Annotated in this window: 11 protein-coding genes; 7 read left to right on the top strand and 4 right to left on the bottom strand. The window is 39.3% G+C overall.

Annotated features, from left to right (window positions below; translation table 11 throughout):
- Positions 1-13 precede the first annotated feature (13 nt).
- A complete protein-coding gene (locus ACEN25_RS04200; RefSeq protein WP_441801811.1) occupies positions 14-10,576 on the bottom strand; it encodes an Ig-like domain-containing protein in 10,563 nt (3,520 codons plus the stop codon).
- Positions 10,577-11,143: 567 nt separating this feature from the next.
- Positions 11,144-12,409: an NAD(P)/FAD-dependent oxidoreductase gene (locus ACEN25_RS04195; RefSeq protein WP_441801810.1), complete on the bottom strand. Its 1,266-nt coding sequence runs from the start codon at positions 12,407-12,409 to the stop codon at positions 11,144-11,146.
- Between the two features lie 285 nt (positions 12,410-12,694).
- On the opposite strand from ACEN25_RS04195, the gene fbp reads away from it, so the two are divergent.
- The gene (gene fbp, locus ACEN25_RS04190) at positions 12,695-13,702 is read left to right on the top strand and encodes a class 1 fructose-bisphosphatase (protein WP_028374556.1); all 1,008 of its coding nucleotides are present in this window, start codon (positions 12,695-12,697) and stop codon (positions 13,700-13,702) included.
- Between the two features lie 130 nt (positions 13,703-13,832).
- A complete protein-coding gene (locus ACEN25_RS04185) occupies positions 13,833-15,260 on the top strand; it encodes an exonuclease domain-containing protein (RefSeq protein WP_441801809.1) in 1,428 nt (475 codons plus the stop codon).
- 3 nt (positions 15,261-15,263) lie between these two features.
- Here the strand turns inward: ACEN25_RS04185 and ACEN25_RS04180 are convergent, their stop codons facing one another.
- On the bottom strand, positions 15,264-16,235 hold the full coding sequence (locus ACEN25_RS04180) for a bile acid:sodium symporter family protein (protein WP_441801808.1): 972 nt from the start codon (positions 16,233-16,235) through the stop codon (positions 15,264-15,266).
- Positions 16,236-16,596: 361 nt separating this feature from the next.
- Here ACEN25_RS04180 and ACEN25_RS04175 point away from each other — a divergent pair, with 361 nt between their 5' ends.
- From ACEN25_RS04175 to ACEN25_RS04160, 4 genes are all read left to right on the top strand, one after another.
- Positions 16,597-17,619: a LacI family DNA-binding transcriptional regulator gene (locus ACEN25_RS04175; RefSeq protein WP_441801807.1), complete on the top strand. Its 1,023-nt coding sequence runs from the start codon at positions 16,597-16,599 to the stop codon at positions 17,617-17,619.
- Positions 17,620-17,874: 255 nt separating this feature from the next.
- The gene (locus ACEN25_RS04170) at positions 17,875-19,323 is read left to right on the top strand and encodes a Gfo/Idh/MocA family protein (protein WP_028374552.1); all 1,449 of its coding nucleotides are present in this window, start codon (positions 17,875-17,877) and stop codon (positions 19,321-19,323) included.
- Between the two features lie 197 nt (positions 19,324-19,520).
- Entirely contained in the window at positions 19,521-21,815 is a 2,295-nt protein-coding gene (locus ACEN25_RS04165) for a GH92 family glycosyl hydrolase (protein WP_441801806.1), read from the top strand.
- A 45-nt stretch (positions 21,816-21,860) separates the two neighbouring features.
- Positions 21,861-22,550 (top strand): SGNH/GDSL hydrolase family protein, encoded by a 690-nt coding sequence (locus ACEN25_RS04160; protein WP_441801805.1) that lies wholly within the window; start codon positions 21,861-21,863, stop codon positions 22,548-22,550.
- Positions 22,551-22,620: 70 nt separating this feature from the next.
- On the opposite strand, the gene ACEN25_RS04155 is transcribed toward ACEN25_RS04160, so the two are convergent.
- Positions 22,621-23,739: an ROK family protein gene (locus ACEN25_RS04155; protein ID WP_441801804.1), complete on the bottom strand. Its 1,119-nt coding sequence runs from the start codon at positions 23,737-23,739 to the stop codon at positions 22,621-22,623.
- A gap of 233 nt (positions 23,740-23,972) precedes the next feature.
- Between ACEN25_RS04155 and ACEN25_RS04150 the strand changes: the two genes are divergently transcribed.
- Positions 23,973-25,691: a GMC family oxidoreductase gene (locus ACEN25_RS04150; protein WP_441801803.1), complete on the top strand. Its 1,719-nt coding sequence runs from the start codon at positions 23,973-23,975 to the stop codon at positions 25,689-25,691.
- The last annotated feature ends 2 nt before the right edge of the window (positions 25,692-25,693 follow it).

Genomic DNA, 25,693 nt, shown 5'->3' with positions numbered 1-25,693 from the left:
GAGAATTTTTAATTTATCGGGCTATATAAACCCATCCGGTAAGCGATCTCGAACCATCGTTGATCTCTAGAACATAATAATAGGTTCCCGCTGGTAAACCGCTTGATTTTTGAATAGAACTCGACACATTAGAATCACCATTCCACGTATTTGAATAACCACTCGCATCAAATACGAGCTGCCCGTTTCTATTAAAAACCTGCACCGTGTTGTTAGGATAATTTTCGATACATCTAACTGTGAAAACATCATTCATACCGTCACCATTTGGCGAAAATTCATTGAACACCATTAGACAATCTGGATCAATTTCTAGTTCTGCCGAATTATTATCAGGATTAGCATCAACAGGATTTGAGGTAACAATGCGTGCAATATTTAAATAGTTTCCGGTATCTAAAACCATTACCGTTACCGTAAGTGTGGCTGTAGCGTTTGCATCTATCACTGGGATACTCCACATACCTGTGGTATTGTTATAATCACCTACCGAAGCCGTAAAACTTAAAAATTCAAGACCAGATGGAAGACTTTCATCAACGATCACATCGCGTAAGGCTACTTCACCCGTATTAGTTACTTCAATCGTGTAGATAATATCTTCACCTATGGCAGGGTTTAAATTGTTTACTGTTTTAGAAATAGTCATATCTGAGCAAGCTGAAACTTCTAGGTCGATCTCGGCAGAAGTTTCAGTAAGACAAGCATCGTTAGCTAAATAATTTACACTCACGTTTTGGGTACCAGCAACATCCCAAATAACCGTAACGGAGTTATCTGTATCGGTACCTCCGGAAACTATACGTCCGCCAGTGCTCACAGACCAGAAATAATCTATCATACCGGGTTCTGTTGTATACACGACTTTAGCTCCTAAACAACCGGCATCAACAGAAGCATCTAAACTAGCTTCAACAGGTTCTGTTAAGCTTACAGTTACTCCTAAACGGACTGAGCTTTCAAATGATCCTACCGTAAGTGCCGCATAATACGTAACACCATTTACTAACGGAGTATTAAGATCTAGAGCAACACCTCCAGAAGCCTGCCCGTACCATTTAATAGCATTTGTGTTTAAAACGATATCTGCTAAAGTGGGCATATCTGCTGCACAAAAGCTTTGATTAGGATCTCCTACAGGAGTTCCCACATCAATTGTCAATTCATTAGTAGTGACATCGGTCAGGGTATTTCCAAATGTATTTGTAACCGAAGCTACCACGTCATAGGTTCCTTGCGGAATTTCATTCCCGTCGGGGATCGTTAACGTCCACGTATCATTGGTATTATCTACCAGATTACCGTCTCCCTCTGCATAGGTAAAGCCATTTACAGAAACCATTAACATATCTACTGAATCTGCAGTACCGGTAATTAAAGGAGTACTATCACTCGTAATTTGTGAAGTAACAGTAGGCACAGTAGGCTGGTTTAAAGTTGAGGTATCAATCACCAACTCATCTACTGTAGTATCATTAGAACTGTTACCCAGGGCATCGGTCACAGTAACGCTAACATCATAAGTACCATCAGGTAACGCATTCCCTACAGGAATTATTAAGGTAAAGGTGTTATCGCCATTATCAGTCAAATTACCGTCGCCTTCTATGTAGGTTACACCATTTACAACGACTGTCAGGTTATCAACAGAATCAGCAGTACCGGTGATTGTTGGTGTTGAATTATTTGTGATTTGTGTATTTACAGTAGGAACTATTGGCGCTGCTGTATCAATTACCAATTCATCTGTTGTTATATCTGAAGACGCATTGCCCGCTGCATCCGTTGCGGTGGCAACTACATCGTACGTCCCGTCAGGTAACGCATTCCCTGCAGGAATTATTAAGGTAAAGGTGTTGTCTCCGTTATCGGTTAAATTACCGTCGCCTTCCGTATAGGTAATTCCGTTTACAACTACTGCAAGATCATCTATCGAATCGGCAGTACCCGTGATTGTCGGTGTATTTGAATTGGTTACTAACCCATCAACTGTTGGTACCGTTGGCGCTACCGTGTCAATCACCAACTCATCAGTTGTGATATCTGAAGACGCATTGCCCACAGCATCGGTTGCGGTGGCAACTACATCGTAGGTGCCGTCAGGTAACGCATCACCTGCAGGAATAACCAATGTGAACGTGTTATCACCATTATCAGTTAAATTTCCGTCGCCTTCTGTGTAGGTTATTCCGTTTACAACAACGTTCAAATCATCAACTGAATCGGCAGTACCTGTGATTGTCGGAGTTGAATTATTTGTGATTTGTGTATTTACAGTTGGAACCGTTGGCGCTGCTGTATCAATTACCAATTCATCAGTAGTGATATCTGAAGACGCATTACCAGCAGCATCGGTTGCGGTGGCAACTACATCGTACGTCCCGTCAGGTAACGCATTCCCTGCAGGAATTATTAAGGTAAAGGTGTTGTCTCCGTTATCGGTTAAATTACCATCGCCCTCCGTATAGGTTACTCCGTTTACAACTACTGCAAGATCATCTATCGAATCGGCAGTACCCGTGATTGTTGGTGTTGAATTGTTGGATAGCAAAGTATCAACTGTTGGAACCGTTGGCGCTGCTGTATCAATCACCAACTCATCAGTTGTAATATCTGAAGACGCATTGCCCGCAGCATCCGTTGCGGTGGCAACTACATCGTAGGTGCCATCAGGTAGCGCATCACCCGCAGGAATAATTAATGCAAAGGTGCTATCTCCATTATCGGTTAAATTACCATCGCCTTCGGTATAGGTTATTCCGTTTACAACAACGGTCAGGTCATCAACTGAATCTGCAGTACCTGTGATTGTCGGAGTTGAATTATTTGTGATTTGTGTATTTACAGTTGGAACCGTTGGCGCTGCTGTATCAATTACCAATTCATCAGTAGTGATATCTGAAGACGCATTACCAGCAGCATCGGTTGCGGTGGCAACTACATCGTAGGTGCCATCCGGTAACGCATCACCTGCAGGAATTATTAACGTAAAGGTGTTGTCTCCGTTATCGGTTAAATTACCGTCGCCCTCCGAGTAGGTTACTCCGTTTACAACAACGGTCAAATCATCAACTGAATTGGCAGTACCTGTGATTGTTGGTGTTGAATTATTTGTGATTTGTGTATTTACAGTTGGTACCGTTGGTGCTGTTGTATCAATCACCAATTCATCAGTAGTAATATCTGAAGACGCATTACCCGCTGCATCCGTTGCGGTGGCAACTACATCATAGGTCCCATCAGGTAACGCGTCACCCGCAGGAATAATCAAAGCCCAGGTGCTATCACCATTATCGGTTAAATTACCGTCGCCTTCTGTGTAGGTTACACCATTTACAACGACTGTCAGGTTATCAACTGAATCGGCAGTACCTGTGATTGTTGGTGTTGAATTGTTGGATAGCAAAGTATCAACTGTTGGTACTGTTGGCGCTGCTGTATCAATCACCAACTCATCAATTGTAATATCTGAAGACGCATTACCAGCAGCATCGGTTGCGGTGGCAACTACATCATACGTCCCATCAGGTAACGCGTCACCCGCAGGAATATTCAAAGTCCAGGTATCATCACCATTATCGGTTAAATTACCGTCGCCCTCCGAGTAGGTTATTCCGTTTACAGTAAGGGTCAAGTTATCTACTGAATCCGCAGCACCCGTAATTGTCGGAGTTGAATTATTGGTAACTAATGCATCAACTGTTGGTACTGTTGGTGCTGCTGTATCAATCACCAATTCATCAGTTGTGATATCTGAAGAAGCATTGCCCGCAGCATCCGTTGCGGTGGCAACTACATCATAGGCGCCATCCGGTAACGCATCAACTGCAGGAATTATTAACGTAAAGGTGTTGTCTCCGTTATCGGTTAAATTACCGTCGCCTTCTATGTAGGTTACTCCGTTTACCACGACTGTCAGGTCATCAACTGAATCGGCAGTACCTGTGATTGTCGGTGTTGAATTGTTGGATAGCAAAGTATCCACTGTTGGTACTGTTGGCGCTGCTGTATCAATCACCAACTCATCAGTTGTAATATCTGAAGATGCATTGCCCGCAGCATCCGCTGCGGTAGCAACAACATCATAGGTCCCATCAGGTAACGCATTCTCTGCAGGAATAATCAAAGTCCAGGTATCATCACCATTATCGGTTAAATTACCGTCGCCTTCTGTGTAGGTTATTCCGTTTACAACAATGTTCAAATCATCAACTGAATCTGCAGTACCTGTGATTGTTGGTGTATTTGAATTGGTTACTAATGCATCAATTGTTGGTACTGTTGGCGCTGCTGTATCAATCACCAACTCATCAGTTGTGATATCTGAAGAGGAATTACCCGCAGCATCGGTTGCAGTGGCAACTACATCATACGTCTCGTCAGGTAACGCATCACCTGCAGGAATTATTAATGTAAAGGTGTTGTCTCCGTTATCGGTTAAATTACCGTCGCCTTCTATGTAGGTTACTCCGTTTACCACGACTGTCAGGTCATCAACTGAATCAGCAGTTCCCGTGATTGTCGGTGTTGAATTATTTGTGATTTGTGTATTTACAGTTGGAACCGTTGGCGCTGCCCTATCAATCACCAACTCATCAATTGTGATATCTGAAGATGTATTCCCCGCAGCATCGGTTGCGGTGGCATCTACATCGTAGGTGCCGTCAGGTAACGCATCACCTGCAGGAATTATTAAGGTAAAGGTGTTATCGCCATTATCAGTCAAATTACCATCGCCTTCCGTGTAGGTTACTCCGTTTACTACGACTGTCAGGTCATCAACTGAATCAGCAGTTCCCGTAATTGTTGGGGTTGAATTATTGGTTACTAAAGCATCAACTGCTGGTACTGTTGGCGCTGCTGTATCAATCACCAACTCGTCAGTTGTGATATCTGAAGATGTATTCCCCGCAGCATCGGTTGCGGTGGCAACTACATCATACGTCCCATCAGGTAGCGCATTCCCTACAGGAATAATTAAGGTAAAGGTGTCATCTCCATTATCGGTTAAGTTACCATCACCTTCGGTGTAGGTAATTCCGTTTACAACGACTGTCAGATTATCAACAGAATCGGAAGTACCTGTGATTGTCGGAGTTGAATTATTTGTGATTTGTGTATTTACAGTTGGAACCGTTGGCGCTGCTGTATCAATCATCAATTCATCAGTTGTGATATCTGAAGAAGCATTGCCCGCAGCATCGGTTGCGGTGGCAACTACATCGTACGTCCCGTCAGGTAACGCATTCCCTGCAGGAATCACTAATGAAAAGGTGTTATCTCCGTTATCGGTTAAATTACCGTCGCCTTCTATGTAGGTTACTCCGTTTACCACGACTGTCAGGTCATCAACTGAATCAGCAGTACCTGTGATTGTCGGAGTTGAATTATTTGTGATTTGTGTATTTACAGTTGGAACCGTTGGCGCTGCTGTATCAATTACCAATTCATCAGTAGTGATATCTGAAGACGCATTACCCGCAGCATCGGTTGCGGTGGCAAATACATCGTACGTCCCGTCAGGTAACGCATTCCCTGCAGGAATTATTAAGGTAAAGGTGTTGTCTCCGTTATCGATTAAATTACCGTCGCCTTCGGTATAGGTTATTCCGTTTACAACGACTGTTAGGTCATCAACTGAATCAGCAGTACCTGTGATTTCTGGTGCATTTGAATTAGTTACTAATGTATCAACTGTTGGTACTGTTGGCGCCGCAGTATCAATCACCAACTCATCGGTTGTGATATCTGAAGACGCATTGCCCGCTGCATCGGTTGCGGTGGCAACTACATCATACGTCCCGTCAGGTAACGCATCACCTGCAGGAATTATTAATGTAAAGGTGTTGTCTCCGTTATCGGTTAAATTACCGTCGCCTTCTATGTAGGTTACTCCGTTTACCACGACTGTCAGGTCATCAACTGAATCTGCAGCACCCGTAATTGTCGGAGTTGAATTATTTGTGATTTGTGTATTTACAGTTGGAACCGTTGGCGCTGCTGTATCAATCACCAACTCATCGGTTGTGATATCTGAAGATGTATTCCCCGCTGCATCGGTTGCGGTGGCAACTACATCATACGTCCCATCAGGTAACGCGTCACCCGCAGGAATAATCAAAGCCCAGGTGCTATCACCATTATCGGTTAAGTTACCATCACCTTCTATGTAGGTTACACCATTTACAACAACCGTCAAATCATCAACTGAATCGGAAGTACCTGTGATTGTCGGAGTAGAATTATTTGTGATTTGTGTATTTACAGTTGGAACCGTTGGCGCCGCAGTATCAATCACCAATTCGTCAGTTGTAATATCTGAAGAGGAATTACCCGCAGCATCCGTTGCGGTGGCAACTACATCATAAGTACCATCAGGTAACGCATCTCCCGCTGAAATCACTAATGAAAAGGTGTTATCTCCGTTATCGGTTAGATTTCCGTCGCCTTCTGTATAAGTTATTCCGTTTACAGCAAGCGTCAAGTTATCTATTGAATCTGCAGTACCTGTGATTGTTGGTGTATTTGAATTGGTTACTAATGCATCAATTGTTGGTACTGTTGGCGCTGCTGTATCAATCATCAACTCATCAGTTGTGATATCTGAAGAGGAATTACCCGCAGCATCGGTTGCAGTGGCAACTACATCATACGTCTCGTCAGGTAACGCATCACCTGCAGGAATTATTAATGTAAAGGTGTTGTCTCCGTTATCGGTTAAATTACCGTCGCCTTCTATGTAGGTTACTCCGTTTACCACGACTGTCAGGTCATCAACTGAATCAGCAGTTCCCGTGATTGTCGGTGTTGAATTATTTGTGATTTGTGTATTTACAGTTGGAACCGTTGGCGCTGCCCTATCAATCACCAACTCATCAGTAGTGATATCTGAAGACGCATTACCCGCTGCATCGGTTGCGGTGGCAACTACATCATACGTCCCATCAGGTAACGCATTCCCCGCTGGAATAATTAAGGTAAAGGTGTTGTCTCCGTTATCGGTTAAGTTTCCGTCGCCCTCCGAGTAGGTTACTCCGTTTACCACGACTGTCAGGTTATCAACTGAATCGGCAGTACCTGTGATTGTTGGTGTTGAATTGTTGGATAGCAAAGTATCAACTGTTGGTACTGTTGGCGCTGCTGTATCAATCACCAACTCGTCAGTTGTGATATCTGAAGATGTATTCCCCGCAGCATCGGTTGCGGTGGCAACTACATCATACGTCCCATCCGGTAACGCATTACCCGCAGGAATCACTAATGTAAAGGTATTATCACCATTATCGGTTAAGTTTCCGTCGCCTTCTGTGTAGGTTACTCCGTTTACAACGACTGTTAGGTCATCAACTGAATCTGCAGTACCTGTGATTGTCGGGGTATTTGAATTGGTTACTAACGCATCAACTGTAGGGACATTTGGCGCTGTAGTATCAATTACCAATTCATCTGTTGTGATATCTGAAGAAACATTGCCCGCAGCATCGGTTGCGGTGGCATCTACATCATACGTCCCATCAGGTAACGCATCACCCGCTGGAATCACTAATGAAAAGGTGTTATCTCCGTTATCGGTTAAATTACCGTCGCCCTCTGTATAGGTTACTCCGTTTACAACAACCGTCAAAGCATCAACTGAATCAGCAGTACCTGTGATTGTTGGGGTGGTATCATTAGTGGTTAAGGCATCTACAGTAGGATTTACAGGATTTGTAGTATCAATAATTAACTCATTCATTGTAGGGTCTGTAGCTGTACCCCCGATACCCACAACTACTGCTGTAACATTATAAGTACCTTCAGCTATTGGGCTAGGTATTGTTAAGGTCCAGGTATCGTTACCATTATCGGTTAAATCTGTACCGCTCTCGTTATAATCAACTCCATCAACCGTTACTGTCAAATCATCTGCACTATCTGCTGTTCCGGTAATTGTTGGTCTTGTATTACTTGTAACCTGCGCGACAACCGTTGGTGTTGTTGGAATAGTATTATCTATTGTTAATTCGTTTGTAGTAATGTCGGTTGCCATATTGCCGGCAAGATCTGTAGCGGTTACTAAAACTTCATAAACACCGTTTATTAATTCGTTTCCAGCTGGTATAATAAGCGTCCAGGTATTGTCACCATTATCTACTAAATTTCCATCACCTTCAATATAAGTAACGGAATTTACAACCACTGTAAGGGCATCTACGGAATCTGCAGTTCCTGTTACTGTGGGTGTAGTGTCGCTGGTGGTTTGAGTATTTACCGTAGGAATTGTAGGGTTAGTAAAATCTATTGTTAATTCATTTGTAGTAGTATCTGTGGAAGAATTTCCTGCTGCATCAGCAGCAGTCGCTACTACATCATAAGTTCCTTCTGAAATTTCATTTCCGCTGGGAATAACTAAATTATAGGTGTCATCACCATTGTCGGTTAAATTTCCGTCGCCTTCTGTGTAGGTAACTCCGTTTACATCCACCACAAGATTATCTACAGAATCTGCAGTACCTGTAATTGTAGGAGTTGTATTATTTGTGATTTGTGTATTTACCGTAGGAACTGTTGGAGGTACTAAATCTAAGCTGTAGCTCATGCTCGTACTTACGGTGTTCTGACATAACAAACCTGATGCCGTAACCTCAGCTTCAATGGTTAAATCTGAATCTGCAACCAATTGCGCGCCGGCAACATCTACAGAGAATGTTAATCCTGCAGTAACTGTGGTAGCATAGTCAAATGTATTAACCGTAACAGTTACCGGGTCACCCGCTTCTGCATCACCACCTACTGTGCCGGTGATTGTTACAGGAGCTAACGCTTCAGAAGTATTAACAATACCATCTGTTGTTACCGGATTTAGAGCAATAGTAGGTTGGGGACCCCCATCAAGAGTTACGTCAACAACTTTTAAATCTCCCGGTGCATTCTCGCAACCGGTTACCGCATCAACCAGACTTATATAAACCCGGTACGGACTTTCAGCTTCCGTAAGACCTTCTACTTCTAGTTCGCCTTCAGGATTTATAGTATATGTTAAATTACCGTCTACCAGGCCATTTGTGATTTCTACATCTCCATTTGCATCTAGGTAGTATTTAAAACTGCCATTAAGCGCAGTTGTAGGTACTATATTTAAAATTTCAGGAATACATATAGGTAAGTCTAAACCTAACACTGTTATGTCACCTGATTGTGGAATAGGATTTACGGTAACCGTCACTGCTACCCTTCCAGATTCTTCAGCACAGCCTGCTAAAAATGAAGCTACATAAAACGTAGTATCTCCGGTTAAAACTGGCGTTGTAAAGGTATCCCCACTTGCAACTGCTGCTAGTAAATTACCACCCGTAGCACTATCATACCATCTTAATTCAGCTCCGGTTGTTGCTGTTGTTGCAATTAAATCTGCAGTTTCACCAGCACAAGTCTCCACATTTTGAGATGCACTATCAAGAACCGGTATTCCTGAAGTTACTGCGATATCGAAGAGATCAATACGCTGCGTTACACTGGCATTTACTAAAGATTCATAACGTACCACAATACGATCTGCGGGACCGGCAACATCAAAGGGCACCTGTACAATTGCATTGCTTTGCAATAGCCCTAACAAATCAAGATTTAATAGGGATGAAAGGCTTGAAGAACTGACTAAAGTAGTACCGTTATAAGCTAATAATTCGACATTATTTGCCAGGCCCAAAGCGAGTAAAGAAGGATCTACCCGAAGGGCTATTTTAAAATCTTCTGTAGGTTGAGTGGGAGTATCAAAATAAATTACCTGCTCTATAGAACCTGCTACTGCTAAAATACCCAAGCTAATTTGAGAGAATGTTGATGGATCTGAGTCAATCGCAAATTCAGGATTTGTAACACCCGAGCCGGCCAACTGCAAGGCGTCTAGCGTTATTCCTGTTGAATTGAATGAAGTAAATGCAGGCTCATTGCAAAAGTTACTTCCTGAAGCAGTAAAAACACCCGAAATGAATAAATCTCTAGTATTATTCAGTCCAAGCAATTCAGATCCTGTAGAATTAGTAACACGAATACTGGTATAATTTTGATTTGGAGTTAGGGCTATATAATAGTTACCGTCAGGTCCTATTAAAACGCGTGCGGTTTCTGTATTGAAAGCGGAAGGATTGGTAGTGCTTACTGTTAAAACACTTGTGCCACCATTTTTTGCTTCAATTGTAACTTCCTGACCTCCTAAAACAATATCTAAAACATCTCCTACTAAACCTCCTAAAGTCCCACCTACTAAAACATCCAGTAATTGATCTTGAGTCTCAATTTGAATGTAAGTAGTTGTATTTGCAAGTACTGCGGTATTGTAACCAAGTTCGATATGTCCTACAGTAGGAGGGGTTATTTCAATTCCTAAGGCAGATACTCCTGAATTAGCTCGTATACGTGCCTGGGTTGATAAATTTTGATCGGTTGCAAACGATAAATTAGTCACGCTTGCATTATCAATGACAGTTGTCGCAAAAGTTCTGTCTTGACCCAGTACTGCCACATTTGATATTAAGAAAAGTAACGCAACAGTTACAAATCTAATTTCTAATTGTTTAAAAGTAAAGTTCACCATAGTATAAGCTATTAGAATGAGAGTTAAAATCTAAAAATTGGGCAAAAATGATCTGGGATCGAAAATGCGTGAGGCATTCAATCATTACTTGTAAAATCTTAAGGGACTAAATCTTATACGCTCAGGGGCAAAATTTTCAGACGATAAGATTGAACGTTTTGGAGAATCATTGGTTGTAAAGAATTGGTTAGTTTCTATTAACTAAAACTAAAAAAGCATCTTTCAAATACCAAATTATACGATGAAATACATCTTAAATAAACGATTTAGTAAATAAATTTATCGATTTTTACAAGTTTAAACTTATTAAAATAGTGATTTTCACCAATAAAACGTATGTTTTACCTTCAATTTGAATGCGTTTAAACGTAATTATTACAATAATTATCTGATTTTAATAAATAGAAACTAAACCGTAATATTGGTTAAAAATGTTAACACTACAATTCTGAAGAATATTATTTGTAGGATAAAATTTGTAGGAATTTTAATTTAAAATATAGCAGGTGAAGTCGGAAATATCTATAAGTATCTACAACACTATCTTAAAAATTAGATTTACAAATTTTACCGGTTTTTTTTAGGTCTTATAATAAGACGCAAATCTTGATTTTTTGTTAAGTATTCTGTAGACCAGTTGTAAAAGGTACGTACGCGATTGCGGTAATCAATTAATGCGAAAAGATGTACAAACAACCAGGCGCACCATGCAATAAATCCGTTAAGATGCAGATTGGGTTGTGGCACATCTGCAACTGCCTTATTACTTCCTATAATTGCCATTGAGCCCCTATCGTTATAAGTAAAAGGCTTAGGCTCTTTACCTGCCTGCATTAACTTAAAATTTTTAGCCAGTCTCACACCTTGCTGCATAGCTACCTGGGCCAGTTGTGGGTGTCCCTCGGGGAAGTTAGGATCTGCATTACTCACAGCAGAATCTCCTATCGCATAAAGAGCATCGCAGCCTGCTACTTTATTATAGGCATTCACTTGAATGCGATTTCCGCGTTGATAGGCATCTTCGGGAACGCCTCTAAATTTATGACCTATCACTCCTGTAGCCCAAATAAGATTTTTACTGTAGATATGAGAGCCATCTTTCATCAATACCTTTTCACCATCAAAATCAACTACGCGCGTGTTTAGTAAAATCTCAACGCCCATTTCAGAAAGCTTTTTATAAGTATATTCCTGACTTTTCTTACTCATAGGAGATAAGAGCTCGCTCCCTCCATTTACCAGATAAATTTTAGATCCAGATCCTATAAGTTCAGGAAATTCTTTACGTATCGTATTATTACGTAGTTCTGCAAAAACTCCAGAAATTTCGACTCCTGTAGGCCCGCCTCCTGCAATTACCATATTTAAATAGGGCAAACGTTGTGACTTATCATGTATACGAGTAGCCTGCTCTAAGCGCTGAAGCAAAATATTACGCATCTCTAAAGCGTCTTCTAGCGTTTTCATAGGTATCGCATGCTGTTGACATTGATCTAAACCAAAAAAATTAGTTTTTGTTCCTGTTGCTAAAACAAGATAGTCGTAGGTAAGCTCACCATTATCAAGAACTATTTTCTTTTCTTCGGGTAAAATTTCAAGCAACTCACCCATTCTATAGCTAAAGTTCTTTTTACCTCTAAAAAGATTTCTAAACGGAAACGTTATACTCGAAGGATCTAAAAAGCCGGTAGAAACCTGATATAATAAGGGAGGAAAAAAATTGTAATTATTCTTATCTACGAGTACCACCTCATAAACTCCAGATTTTACAAGATGCTTTACGAGATTAATTCCTGCAAAACCTCCACCTATAATTACAATACGCTTTCTCATCAGTTAGTTCTTAAGGCTGAAAATTAAAAGTTTTATATTAGAAAGGCGGGCGCTTTAAGTCAAAATTATTGCTTTGTTTCAGTCTTTTTAATTTCAGGGTTATCAAATTATATAAATTGATATTTGATTATCAAAAACTGAATGTTTCCATATAATTTGGGGTATTTTAGCACCGTAAATTGATGCAAAATTGACAATAAAGAAACTAGGCGATTCATTGCGTTAATTGTAATTTGCTCGTATTAAAACTTATAACACATACTACATAGAAAACCTTCTCAAACTATGGAAAGACACACGACCTTAGGCGAATTTATCATTCAAAATCAAAAAGATTTTCCATATGCAAAAGGAGAATTAAGCTCCCTGTTGAGTGCAATACGCCTGGCAGGTAAAATGGTTAATCAAGAAATAAATAAAGCGGGGCTTGCCGAAATACGAGGAAAAGCTGGTCAGGAAAATGTACAGGGTGAATCTCAGGCAAAATTAGATGTTCTTGCAAATGATATGTTTATAAGTACACTTAGAGATCGAGGTGAGATTTGTGGTCTTGCTTCAGAAGAACTTGAAGATTTTTTAGTTTTTAATGAAGAAAAACATAAAAATGCAAATTATGTTGTTTTGATAGATCCGCTTGACGGCTCTTCAAACATAGATGTAGATATTACTGTAGGTACAATTTTTAGTATATACCGCCGCATCAGTCCGGTAGGAACGCCAGTTACGCTAGAAGATTTTTTACAACCCGGTATCAATCAGGTTGCAGCAGGTTATTTAATTTATGGTACCTCAACTATGCTGGTATATACCACCGGTAACGGTACACACGGCTTTACCTTTGATCCCGGTATAGGCTCATTTTTCTTATCGCATCCTAATATGAAACATGCCGAATCTGGTCGTATCTATTCAATTAATGAAGGTAATTACGTTCACTTTCCGCAGGGAATTAAAAAATTTATTCGCTGGACCCAAGAATTAAATGAAGAAGAAAACAGACCTTTTACGTCTAGATACATTGGTTCTTTAGTAGCAGATTTTCATAGAAATATGTTACTAGGCGGTGTTTACCTATATCCTACGGGAACAACCTCTCCTAAAGGAAAATTAAGGTTACTATATGAATGCAACCCTATGGCGTTTCTAGCCGAGCAAGCCGGAGGAAAAGCCTCAGACGGATACGGTCGCATTATGGAGCGTATTCCTAATGAGTTGCATGAGCGTGCTCCGTTTTATTGCGGTTGTACTACTGAAGTAGAAAAGATAGAGTGGTTCTTACAGCAGAATGATTAGAATACATTTAAAATAGCAATTTAAAGTCCGGGATTACATTCCGGACTTTTTTTAAAAACTCAAATGGATAATTTCCGTTAATATGGATAATTTCCTTCTTTAGTTTTCAAGAATAAATTATTTTTGAACTATGGAAGAAGCGAAGTTTGCCATCATAGATGTTGAAACGACCGGCGGTGGAATTAAAGACAACAAAATTACAGAGATCTGTATCATTGTCTTGCAAAACGGTATAGAGATAGATCGTTTTGTTTCGCTAATAAATCCACAACGCGAGATCCCGCTTTATATAGAAAAACTTACCGGGATAAACGATGCGATGGTTGCGGATGCGCCAACGTTTGATACCGTTGCTCCTGCTATAAACATACTTACAAAAGACTGTATTTTTGTTGCCCACAATGTTGGCTTTGATTACAATGTGGTACGCGCAGAGTTTAGCGCTGCGGGCATAGATTTTAACCGAAAACGCATTTGTACCGTGCGACTTGCTAAAAAACTTATTCCCGGCTTGTTCTCTTACAGTTTGGGAAATTTGTGCACTTCTATAAATATTCCGCATCGCGACAGACACCGTGCTCAGGGAGATACAGAGGCCACTGTGCTACTATTTCAGCGTTGTATAGAACTTGATCCGGAGTATGAAGTTATTAAAGGCTTCCTTAATCGAAAATCTAAAGAATCGTTTCTACCCCCACATTTTAAATCTGCAGATTTTGAAGAATTGCCTACAAATGCAGGCGTGTATTTCTTTAAAGACAAAAAGGGAACTCCTTTATATATAGGCAAAGCGATAAATATTCAAAAACGCGTATTGTCTCACTTTAGAGAGAAGAGCAATCGTAAATATGCGCTATTACAAGATACGCATAGCATAGATTTTGAACGTACCGGAAGTGAATTACTTGCGCTCTTGCGCGAAGCAGAACTTATTTTAAAACATTATCCTAAATATAACAAAGCACAGAAAAACCCTTCAAAGCCCTATAAGCTTACCTCCTACCCAAATAAAAAGGGGATACAACAATTTGCGCTGCATAAAAATAAAATCGCCCCGGTGAGTTTAATGCAATTTTACACCTATGAAGAAGCTATTTTCTTTTTAGAATTAGTTTGCGAGACCTTTAATTTGTGTCCAAAATATTGCGGTTTACAGCAAGGTGTTGATACTTGTAATCACTATAAATTACAGACCTGTAGTGGTGTTTGTAGAGCGAAAATAGAAATAAAAACTTATAATAAACGGGTGGCTGAAGCTTTAGAGTTTATCAATACCTATGAGGATTCGTGTCTCCTTTTAGATGAAGGAAGAATACCCGGAGAAAAATCTTTTATCTATTTAAATCAAGGCAAATACTCAGGTTACGGGTTTATAGATGCCCAACTACCGGTAAATAAAGCCGAAGACTTCACGCCATATCTTGTTCCTCAAAAAAGTTCGGGATACGCAGATCGTATTATTCGCAGGCACCTGACAACTACTCCAAAAATTGAAAAAATAATTCTTAATGAGGAAGACACATTTACTCAGGATATTTTTGAGCGGTGGGTTTCTTAAGATTTAAAGGGAATTAGGTCGTCTTGCATAACGCGAAGCGATTGCACTTATGATCATAATCTGCGAAGCGTGAAAAAGCATAAGCGGCAGTAGAATTAACCCTAAACCGGCCATATTACCAAATAGTATTTTAGAAAATACCGTACCGTGAACCAGCGATTTTTTTGTACCACAAAATTGAGCTGTGATGCGGTCTTCAATAGAAAAATCTAAGAGTTTAGACGCTATACCGGTAATTAAAAACACCAGAATAAAAAGCAGTAAAACTCCCATAAATAAAGCTAACAAATCTAGTATTGAAACCGAACTGAATAGGTTTTCAGAAAACGATTCTGCAAAGCTTTTGTAAATGATGAGCAGAATAATAGACTTATCAAACAACGTTAGTTTAGAAGAATGACGTTGTACAAAGTCACTTAGATAACTTTGTAAAAACATACCGAGTACGACCGGTAAAATTATTTGCACAATAAGCTTAACATAGATCTCTGTAAAGTTAAATTCGGTTTCTGCTGCGTCTATAAAAAGACCCATCCATAAAGGCGTAATCAAAATACCTATTAGTCCAGAAATACTGGCATTAAAAATCGCCGATGGAATATTTCCTTTAGCTAATGAAACCATTACTACCGAAGAACTTACTGTAGAGGGTAAAGCGGCTAAAAAGAAAAATGCGAGCCATATAGTTTCCTGTTCTTCATTTTGTATCAAAGGTCTAAACAGCAATACGAGTAGCGGAAATATTAAAAATGTCGAGGCTTGTACAAGCAGATGCAATTTATAATTAGAAAGACCGGCTCTTAACTTAGACGGACTCAATTTAACTCCATAAAAAAAGAATATTAAAGAGATCCCAATGGCACTAATTGTATTTATAGGCATAGTACTCTCTTCAGTCCCCCATTGTGGAATGAGGTAGGCTAAGCCAATTACCAAAATAATGGATAACACAAACCTATCTAGTTTTAACATCATACTTAGTAAATACTTTAAAAGGAAAAGTTCTCTAAATTGCTATTTAAATAAGCGAGTAAAGTTATACTACAAAAGGGAAAGCGAGCTACTCTTCGTTATTATTATAGGTGAGATTTCTATAAAAATAAAACCCATAGTTTAGAATACAAGAGCATAATCTCTAATTCTAAGTTGGTTTAAAAAAGCTTTATCTCGGTACCTTAATTTATGTGTTAAATAAAAATGTATTAGCTTCCGTATGTAAATAGTGCCTTATTTAAATAAGATTGTGCTATTTTTTTAAAGCGTTGCTAAAAGAATTTAAAGAGCACGACGAGTTTAACTCTCAAATATAAATCCCGGGTTGTGGGTGATTAATAAAATGAAACAAAAAAGACCCTCAATAAAAGATATATCAAAGGCACTTGGTGTATCAATAACAACGATCTCATTTGTATTAAATGGAAAAGGAGAAGAACGCAAAATCTCAAAAGAAGTCATTAAAAAAATAAAAGACTACGTTGAAGAAATAAACTACACTCCTAATCAGGTTGCACAAAGTTTACGAACCGGAAAAAGTAAAATTCTGGTTTTTATGGTAGAAGATATCAGCAATAGTTTTTTTGCCAAAATCGCCAGGATCATTGAAGATATAGCTTATGATAAGGGTTACAAAGTACTTTTTTGCAGCAATGAAAACAATGATAAACGCTCTCGCGAACTCATACGTGTCTTTAGTGAACGTCAGGTAGATGGGTTTTTAATCATACCCTCTTCCGGTATTAAAAACGAAATTGAAAATCTAATAAAAAACGGAATTCCGGTAGTCTTAGGCGATCGCTATTTTGAAGATTTACCCACGCATCACGTTGTGATTAATAACTATGTGGCCTCTAAAGAAGCTACGCAACATTTAATAAATAATGACTTTAAAAATATAGCCTTTATAACCACAGATACCAATCAAAATCAGATGCTTGATCGCGCGCGCGGTTATGAAGATGCGATTAAAAATGCCGGGCTTACCAGCACTATTCTTGAATTGCCTTTTAAACAAATTAATCAAAAAGAAAGTTCTGATCTTATTCAATCTCTTTTTTCAGAAAAAAATATTGATGCAGTTTTTTTCTCAACAAACTATCTTACCCAAACTGCACTAGAGATTATTAAAGAGACAAACCCTCAACTTATTTACGATCTGGGTATTGTTACTTTTGATGATAATGACTTCTTTAAAATTAATAATCCGTCTATCTCTGCGGTAGCACAACCGCTGCAGGAAATGGCAGAAGAATTAATGCGTATTATGTTTAAACTTTTAAAGACAAAAGATAGAGACATCCCACTTCTGCAAACGGTTCTTGATGCTAAACTTATTGTAAGAGATTCTTCTTTAAAAAAATAAGAAGTTTCAGTATGTGACTAAAAAAGGGAAGCTTCAATAATTGATTAAACTTTTTAAGTCTAAAAATATGCCTGCTCTAGTATTACATTTCCTTTTTATTAACTGTAGTTTCAAATAAAGTAAAACGATTTATGTAGCGCTTTAGAAAATTCTAATTAACTTCAAGGCAAATTAACGAAGTCGTTTGCGAAGGAGCTCCTGCAACTATTCCGTCAGGAAACTCTTTAACTCACAGAACAACTAAAACTCAAGACCATGAACGGAAACAAAAATTCCTCTTCTTCTCCAAGAAGAGATTTTATTAAAAAAGCATCTATTGCTTCTTTAGGTATTTCTATTGTACCACGACACGTATTAGGTGGCGTGGGCTATACAGCTCCCAGTGATAAACTACTTGTTGCAGGTATAGGTGTAGGCGGAAAAGGAGAAAGTGACATAAAAAGTTTTGCAGATAGTGGTAAAGCTGATATTGCATTTTTATGTGACGTAGATGACCGAAGAGCAGCAAGTTCAAGAGCACGGTTCCCTAAAGCTAAATACTATAAAGACTGGCGCGAAATGTTAGATAAAGAAGAAAAGCATTTTGATGCGGTTTCTATTGCAACGCCAGATCATAATCACGCTGCTCCTGCTATTGCTGCCATGAAAAAAGGAAAGCACGTTTATGTTCAAAAACCTTTAACACACGATATATATGAAGCTCGTAAACTCACTGAAGCTGCAGAGCAGTATAAAGTGGTTACACAAATGGGAAATCAAGGTGCGTCTAATGATGGCACGCGCTTAATGAGTGAGTGGTTTGATGCCGGTTTAATAGGCGATATACAAGAAGTCTATTGCTGGACAGATCGTCCTGTATGGCCTCAGGGAATTCCGTGGCCAAAAACGGCTGCTCCTATCCCAAGTGAATTAGACTGGGATTTATGGTTGGGTACAGCACCCTATAAAGACTATGTAGGTGGTTTAGTTCCTTTTAACTGGCGTGGCTGGTGGGATTACGGTACCGGCGCTTTGGGCGATATGGGTTGTCACCTGGTAGAAGTACCGGTACGAGTACTCAATCTAAAATACCCTAAAGATGTGCAATGCAGTGTAGGTAGTGTTTATGTAGATGAGTTTAAACGTGGTTATTTCCCAGAAGCCTGTCCTCCCTCAAGTCACGTTACAATGACTTTTGCTCAAACAGATAAAACAAAAGGCGATGTAAAGTTACATTGGATGGATGGCGGTATACAACCTGCTCGCCCTGAAGAATTAGGTCCTAATGAAGTCTTTGGTGACGGCGGTAATGGCGTATTGTTTATAGGTACAAAAGGTAAGATGATGTGTGGTACCTATTCGCGTAATCCACAGCTTCTACCTACTTCAAAAACAGAACAAACCACCGTGCCTCAAAAGTACGAGCGCGTTGCCGGGCAAGCCGAAGGACACTACGCCCAGTGGGTAGAAGCTGCTCTTGCCGGCTATGGTAAAAAAGAAGTAAGTTCTCCCTTTAGTGTTGCAGGACCTTTAACGGAAACTTTATTAATAGCAAACCTTGCTATACGCGGTTTTGATGTGCGTAAAGAACGAGAAGATGGTGGCTTTGACTACCCGGGACGCTATATCGAAATGCTTTGGGACTCTGACGCTATGCGCGTGACTAATTTTGAAGAAGCAAATCAATTTGTAAAGCGCAGTTACCGAGAAGGATGGTCGCTTTAAATTATAAATCAAGGAGTAATCCTATTTAATATTTATAAAATCGACATTTAATTTAGAAGCTTCAGAAGCTCTTAAATTAAATGTCGATTTATTTAGTTTACAGGCATAGAATAGAATAGATACCGATATTATAATGTTGATTTTAGTAAATCGTTTTATGTAGGTAAATTTCAATCTTTAAATAAAATACGCTTAAAATGAAAAAAATACTTTTCGTTGTTCTCTCATGTTTAATTATTACGGTTTCAAATGGCCAAAATGCGCTAATACAATCTATAGAAAATCCTGTAGATTATGTAGATCCTTTAATAGGCAGCGATAGTGATCCCAGTCTCTCTACAGGAAATACTTATCCTGCAATTGCCTTACCGTGGGGAATGAATTTTTGGACGCCACAAACCGGTGAGATGGGCAATGGTTGGGCATATACCTACAACGCCAGAACGATACGTGGTTTCAAACAGACGCATCAGCCTTCTCCCTGGATGAATGATTACGGGCAATTTTCAATCATGCCAGTTACCGGAAAATTGCGATTTAAAGAAGAAGAACGTAAAAGTTGGTTTTCACATAAAGCGGAACTTGTAAAACCCTATTATTACAGCGTGTATCTCGCAGATCACGATATTACGACAGAACTTACTCCTACCGAACGTGCTGCCCGTTTTAGATTTACATTTCCACAGACAGATAGTGCTTCAGTAGTAATTGATGCTTTTGACCGGGGTTCTTACGTTAAAATAATTCCGAAGGAGCGAAAAATAATCGGATATACCACGCGCAACAGCGGCGGAGTTCCTGATAATTTTAAAAATTATTTTGTCATTGTTTTTGATAAAGAATTTGATCTTACTAAAACCTATAAAGATTCCATATTATCTGATGCTCTGGAAAGTACTGCAAACCACGCTGGTGCCGTAATAGGTTTTAAAACCAAAAAAGATGAACAGGTAAATGCAAAGGTGGCCTCTTCGTTTATTAGTTACGAGCAAGCCGAATTAAACTTAAAAGAGATAGGGTCTGATGATTTTGATACGGTAAAAGAAAAAGGCAGAACGCTCTGGAATGATCATCTAAAACGTATTAACGTTGAAGGCGGAACTACAAGCCAGTTCAAAACTTTTTACAGCAGTATATACCGATCTTTATTATTTCCCCGAAAGTTCTACGAGTATGATGCTACAGGTAAAATTGTTCATTACAGTCCGTATAACGGGGAAGTACGTGACGGTTATATGTTTACAGATACCGGTTTTTGGGACACGTTTAGAGCCTTATTTCCATTTTTAAATTTAATGTACCCAGAACTTAATGCACATATGCAGGAAGGTCTTTCTAATGCCTATGATGAGAGTGGTTGGTTACCAGAGTGGGCAAGCCCGGGCTTGCGTAATGTTATGGTGGGTAACAACTCAGCCTCGGTAGTTGCAGAAGCCTATCTTAAAAGCGGTGATGCTTATACATATGATATTGAGAATTTGTATAAAGCTTTAATTCATGGTGCAAATAATGAAGGCCCTTTAGATGCTGTAGGTCGTAAAGGTGCTGAATATTATAACAAATTGGGTTATGTACCTTATGACGTTGGTATTAATGAGAATGCCGCGCGAACGCTAGAATATGCCTACGATGATTTCGCAATTTATCAACTGGCTAAGGCTTTAAAAAAGCCCAAAAATGAAATTAATCTTTATAAAAAAAGAGCGATGAACTATACGCATCTTTTTGATTCTGAAACCAGTTTGATGCGTGGTAAAAATAAAAATGGCAAATTTATGGCTCCCTTTAATCCGTTTAAATGGGGTGATGCCTTTACGGAAGGAAATAGCTGGCACTACAGCTGGTCTGTATTTCACGATATGCAGGGTCTTATAGATCTCATGGGAGGTGAAGATAAGTTTGTGGCGCAGTTAGATACTGTTTTTAGTCTTCCTCCGGTTTTTGACGATAGCTATTATGGCTTTGTGATTCACGAAATTCGAGAAATGCAAATTGCAGATATGGGGCAATATGCTCACGGAAATCAACCCATACAACATATGATTTACCTGTATAATTATGCCGGTCAACCCTGGAAAACGCAAGAATGGGTGCGTGAGACGATGAACAAGATGTATTTACCCACGCCAGACGGTTATTGCGGTGATGAAGATAACGGGCAAACTTCGGCCTGGTATGTGTTTTCTGCAATGGGTTTCTACCCGGTTGCTCCCGCTACAGATCAGTACGTTTTGGGTGCTCCCCTATTTCAAAAAATCACATTAAATCTTGAAAATGGAAATACAGTAGAAATTAACGCTCCTAAAAATAGCCCAGAAAATAAGTATATTGAAACTATGAAAATTGACGGTAAGACCTATGATAAAAACTGGCTGAGCCATAAAGCTATGATGAAAGGAATGAAAATTGATTTTGATATGAGTACTATACCAAATACCTCTCGTGGAACCACAAAATCAGCATATCCTTACTCGCTTTCAAACGAAGATTAAAAACGCTAATTTTAAAATCACTATTGTTTTAATCAACCTTGAGTTATGCATACAAAAGTTAAGTTTTCACTAGTTACCCTTCTAATGATTTTCAGCAGTTTATTTCATTTAAAAGCTCAGGATTGGCCTAACCTTCAAAAGTATGCCGAAGCTAACGCCTCTATAGATGCAACAAATTCCCGGGAAAACAGGGTTGTATTTATGGGAAACTCTATCACAGAAGGTTGGGTAAGAGACGATGCTGCTTTCTTTACTGAAAATAATTATATAGGTCGTGGTATAAGTGGTCAAACAACTCCACAAATGTTGCTGCGTTTTCGGCAGGATGTTATTGATTTAAAGCCTGAAGTTGTAGTAATACTTGCCGGAACCAATGATATTGCCGGCAATACCGGCCCGATGACCGCTGAGCAGACTTTTGGAAATATCGTTTCTATGGCAGAACTGGCAGAAGCAAACGGAATTAAAGTTGTGATCTCCTCAATTTTACCCGCGGCAAAATACCCATGGAAACCGAAAGTAGAATCTGTAAAGCCTATAAACGAGATCAATACGATGCTCAAATATTACGCAAAAGGGAAAGGTTTTGTGTACCTCGATTATTTTTCTGCGATGGTAAATACCGAAAATGGTATTAAAGAAGGTCTTGCCTATGATGGGGTGCATCCTACGTTAGAGGGCTATAAAGTGATGGAACCTCTAGCTAAGGCTGCTATTGCTGAAGCTTTAAAATAGCAGATAATTTCCTGAACTATTAGTGGCCTAGTCTTATGATTAGGCTTTTTTTGTATCAAATTTTTTAAAACTAAGCGTATAGATTTGTTTTATCAAGGTAGTCAAGTGCCAGTGCGTACGCTCCAAGACATATAGCTCTGCTCGTTCCCAGTTTTGAAACTCCTAGTGCAATGCGTTTTTCTTTAGAATAAATCGACTTTTTAGAACTAAACGGGATAGTCACTTCAACTTCAGAATTCTTTAAAAAAGTTTGTAACCCATGTTCAGTATCAATATTATAAATGGAAGCGATACTTCGCGGTATAGCATTTTCGTTTAGATCATAAATAGAACCTTCTAAATGCGTAATAATTTTAGGAATAATAAGATCTGAAGCTCCTGCAATCCCGCCACCTATTACCACAGGGCCATCTATAAGTGCCAGCGTATTAGCCAAAGATTCTCCCACAGCAAGGGCCATTTCCTCAAAAGCCCTACAAGCTGCTTCCCTATTTCCTACCTGTTGACCTTTGGCGATTTGATATATATCAAAAGGAGTTAATGTTGTAGATTCTGCAGATTGCTCTTTATATACTCGCTGAATCGCCCGAATACTCACACTTTCTTCAACAATAGTTTTTTGTTTTAAATAATTGCGGGTAAGCCAGATTTCACCAGCCGCAGAATTATCGCCCAGACATAATTGATTATTTACCACAATACCGCCTCCATACCCGGTTCCTAATGTAATTCCGATTAAGTTTTTATAAGTACGTGACAATCCTGCATTAGCAAATGCCTGGTTTATAAAAGGCAACATACCGGCGACTGCCTCGCCGTATGCAAAAAGATCTCCGTCATTATTTATAAGTGTTGGTATTTTAAAAAGTTCGCTAAGCATAGGACCTAAAGCTACACCTCCTCTAAACGCAGGTAAATTCACAAGGTCACCTATCACTCCGTTTTTATAATCTGCAGGTCCGGGAAATGCAAAACTTATCGCTTGTGGAGTCTTCGTTTTTAGGGCTGCCTTCACTTGATTAAATCCGTCAATTATAGTCTTTAAACAAACTTCAAGATTAGAGGAATTAGACGGTAATGTAAGAGGCTCGACAATTTCAACACCAGCTTGAATGGCTGTAAATACAAAATTTGTACCTCCTGCATCAAGGGTCATTACAATCCTATCATCGCTATAAATATTTCTCATAAATTTTAACCCCTAACAATCAGAATCTAAACTTTAAATTATACCGCAAAAATAGCTTAACTAAAACGTTTTATCAAATTAGAATAAATCGTTTTACCTGTATTGAACTATTTTTATTTAAATTTAAATAAATAAGATCTTTTAAAATCTAATAAATTTAGGTCTCGTTAATTTAAGTATTCATAATTCAAGCAGTTATAACCTCTAATTCTATAATCTTTCAATCTTAATTTATGCAAATAAAGGAATCCTCAAAACTTTACGATGTCATCATTGTAGGTTCTGGTGCCGGCGGTGGTATGGCGACAAAAATTCTCGCTGATGCCGGTTTAAAAGTTGCCGTGGTTGAAGCAGGACCCTATTTTGATCCTGCTGCTCCAGAGCAACGTACACAACTTAAATGGCCTTATGAATCTCCGCGCCGTGGCGCTTCAACAATAAGACCTTTTGGTGATTTTGACAGCGCTTATGGGGGTTGGGATATAGAAGGAGAGCCATATACCCAGAAAGGAGATTCTCAATTTGACTGGTTTAGATCACGTATGCTGGGTGGTCGTACTAATCATTGGGGGCGTATTTCGTTACGTTTTAGTGAACGTGATTTTAAACATCACAGTTATGACGGTCACGGTGACGACTGGCCTATAGGCTACGAAGATGTCAAACCCTACTATGATAAAGTAGATAAATTAATAGGGGTATTTGGATCTAAAGAGAATTTTGAAAATGAACCGAATGGTTTTTTTCTTCCGCCTCCTAAGCCCAGATTACACGAACTTTTCTATATAAAAGGAGCTCAGAAATCAAACATTCCCGTGATTCCTTCCCGGATGTCTATGCTTACTAAAAAGCTAAATAACGATCGCGGAATTTGTTTTTACTGCGGCCAGTGCTCCCGTGCCTGCTCGGTTTATGCAGATTTTTCTTCGGGTACCTGCTTAATTTTTCCGGCTCAAAAAAGCGGTGGACAAATTGATCTTTTTGTAAATTCTATGGTGCGCGAAATCACCACTAATGCAGAAGGAAAAGCGACCGGTGTATCTTACATTAATAAAGAAGATCGTAAAGAATATAAGCTAAAAGCCCGAATTGTTATACTTGCAGCTTCAGCTTGCAGTTCTGCACGTATTTTACTCAATTCAAAAAGCAAACAGCACCCTAACGGTTTAGGAAACAGTAGTGATATGGTAGGTAAATACCTGCACGATTCTACCGGTGCAAGCCGCTCTGCTTTTATACCCGAACTCATGAATCGCGATACCTATAACGAAGATGGTGTAGGCGGTATGCACGTATATACTCCGTGGTGGGGAGATAATAAAAAACTCAATTTTCCGCGAGGTTATCATATTGAAGTCTGGGGTGGTATGGGAATGCCCAGCTATGGTTTTGGCTTTAATCCTAATGATTTAAACCGCTTTTTTAATCAGAAAGTGGGTGGTTACGGTAATAGTTTACGTTCTGATATTAAAAAATATTATGGGTCAACCATAGGTATGGCAGGCCGTGGCGAATCTATCGCGATGATTGATAATTACTGTGAGATAGACCCGTCTACAGTAGATGAATTTGGGATTCCGGTGCTGCGGTTTAATTATAAATGGTCTGATTATGAACGCAACCAGGCAAAACATATGAATGAAACTTTTGAAGAAATTGTACACAATATGGGTGGACAATTACTTCAGGATGCGCCTACAAAAGAACAGGATTACGGTCTGGCAAATCCCGGGCGTATTATTCACGAGGTAGGCACAACCCGAATGGGTAATGATCCTAAAACATCTGTAGTTAATAAATTTCAGCAATTGCACGATGTAGATAATGTCTTTATTGTAGATGCCGGGCCGTTTGTTTCTCAAGCAGACAAAAACCCAACCTGGACTATTTTAGCACTCTCGTGGAGGGCTTCAGATTATATTATTGAACAGTTAAAACAACAAAATATCTAAAT

Origin of the sequence: Leeuwenhoekiella sp. W20_SRS_FM14 (assembly GCF_052119605.1) — a bacterium.
GTDB lineage: Bacteria > Bacteroidota > Bacteroidia > Flavobacteriales > Flavobacteriaceae > Leeuwenhoekiella.
This window is presented reverse-complemented; position numbering and strand designations above follow the sequence as displayed.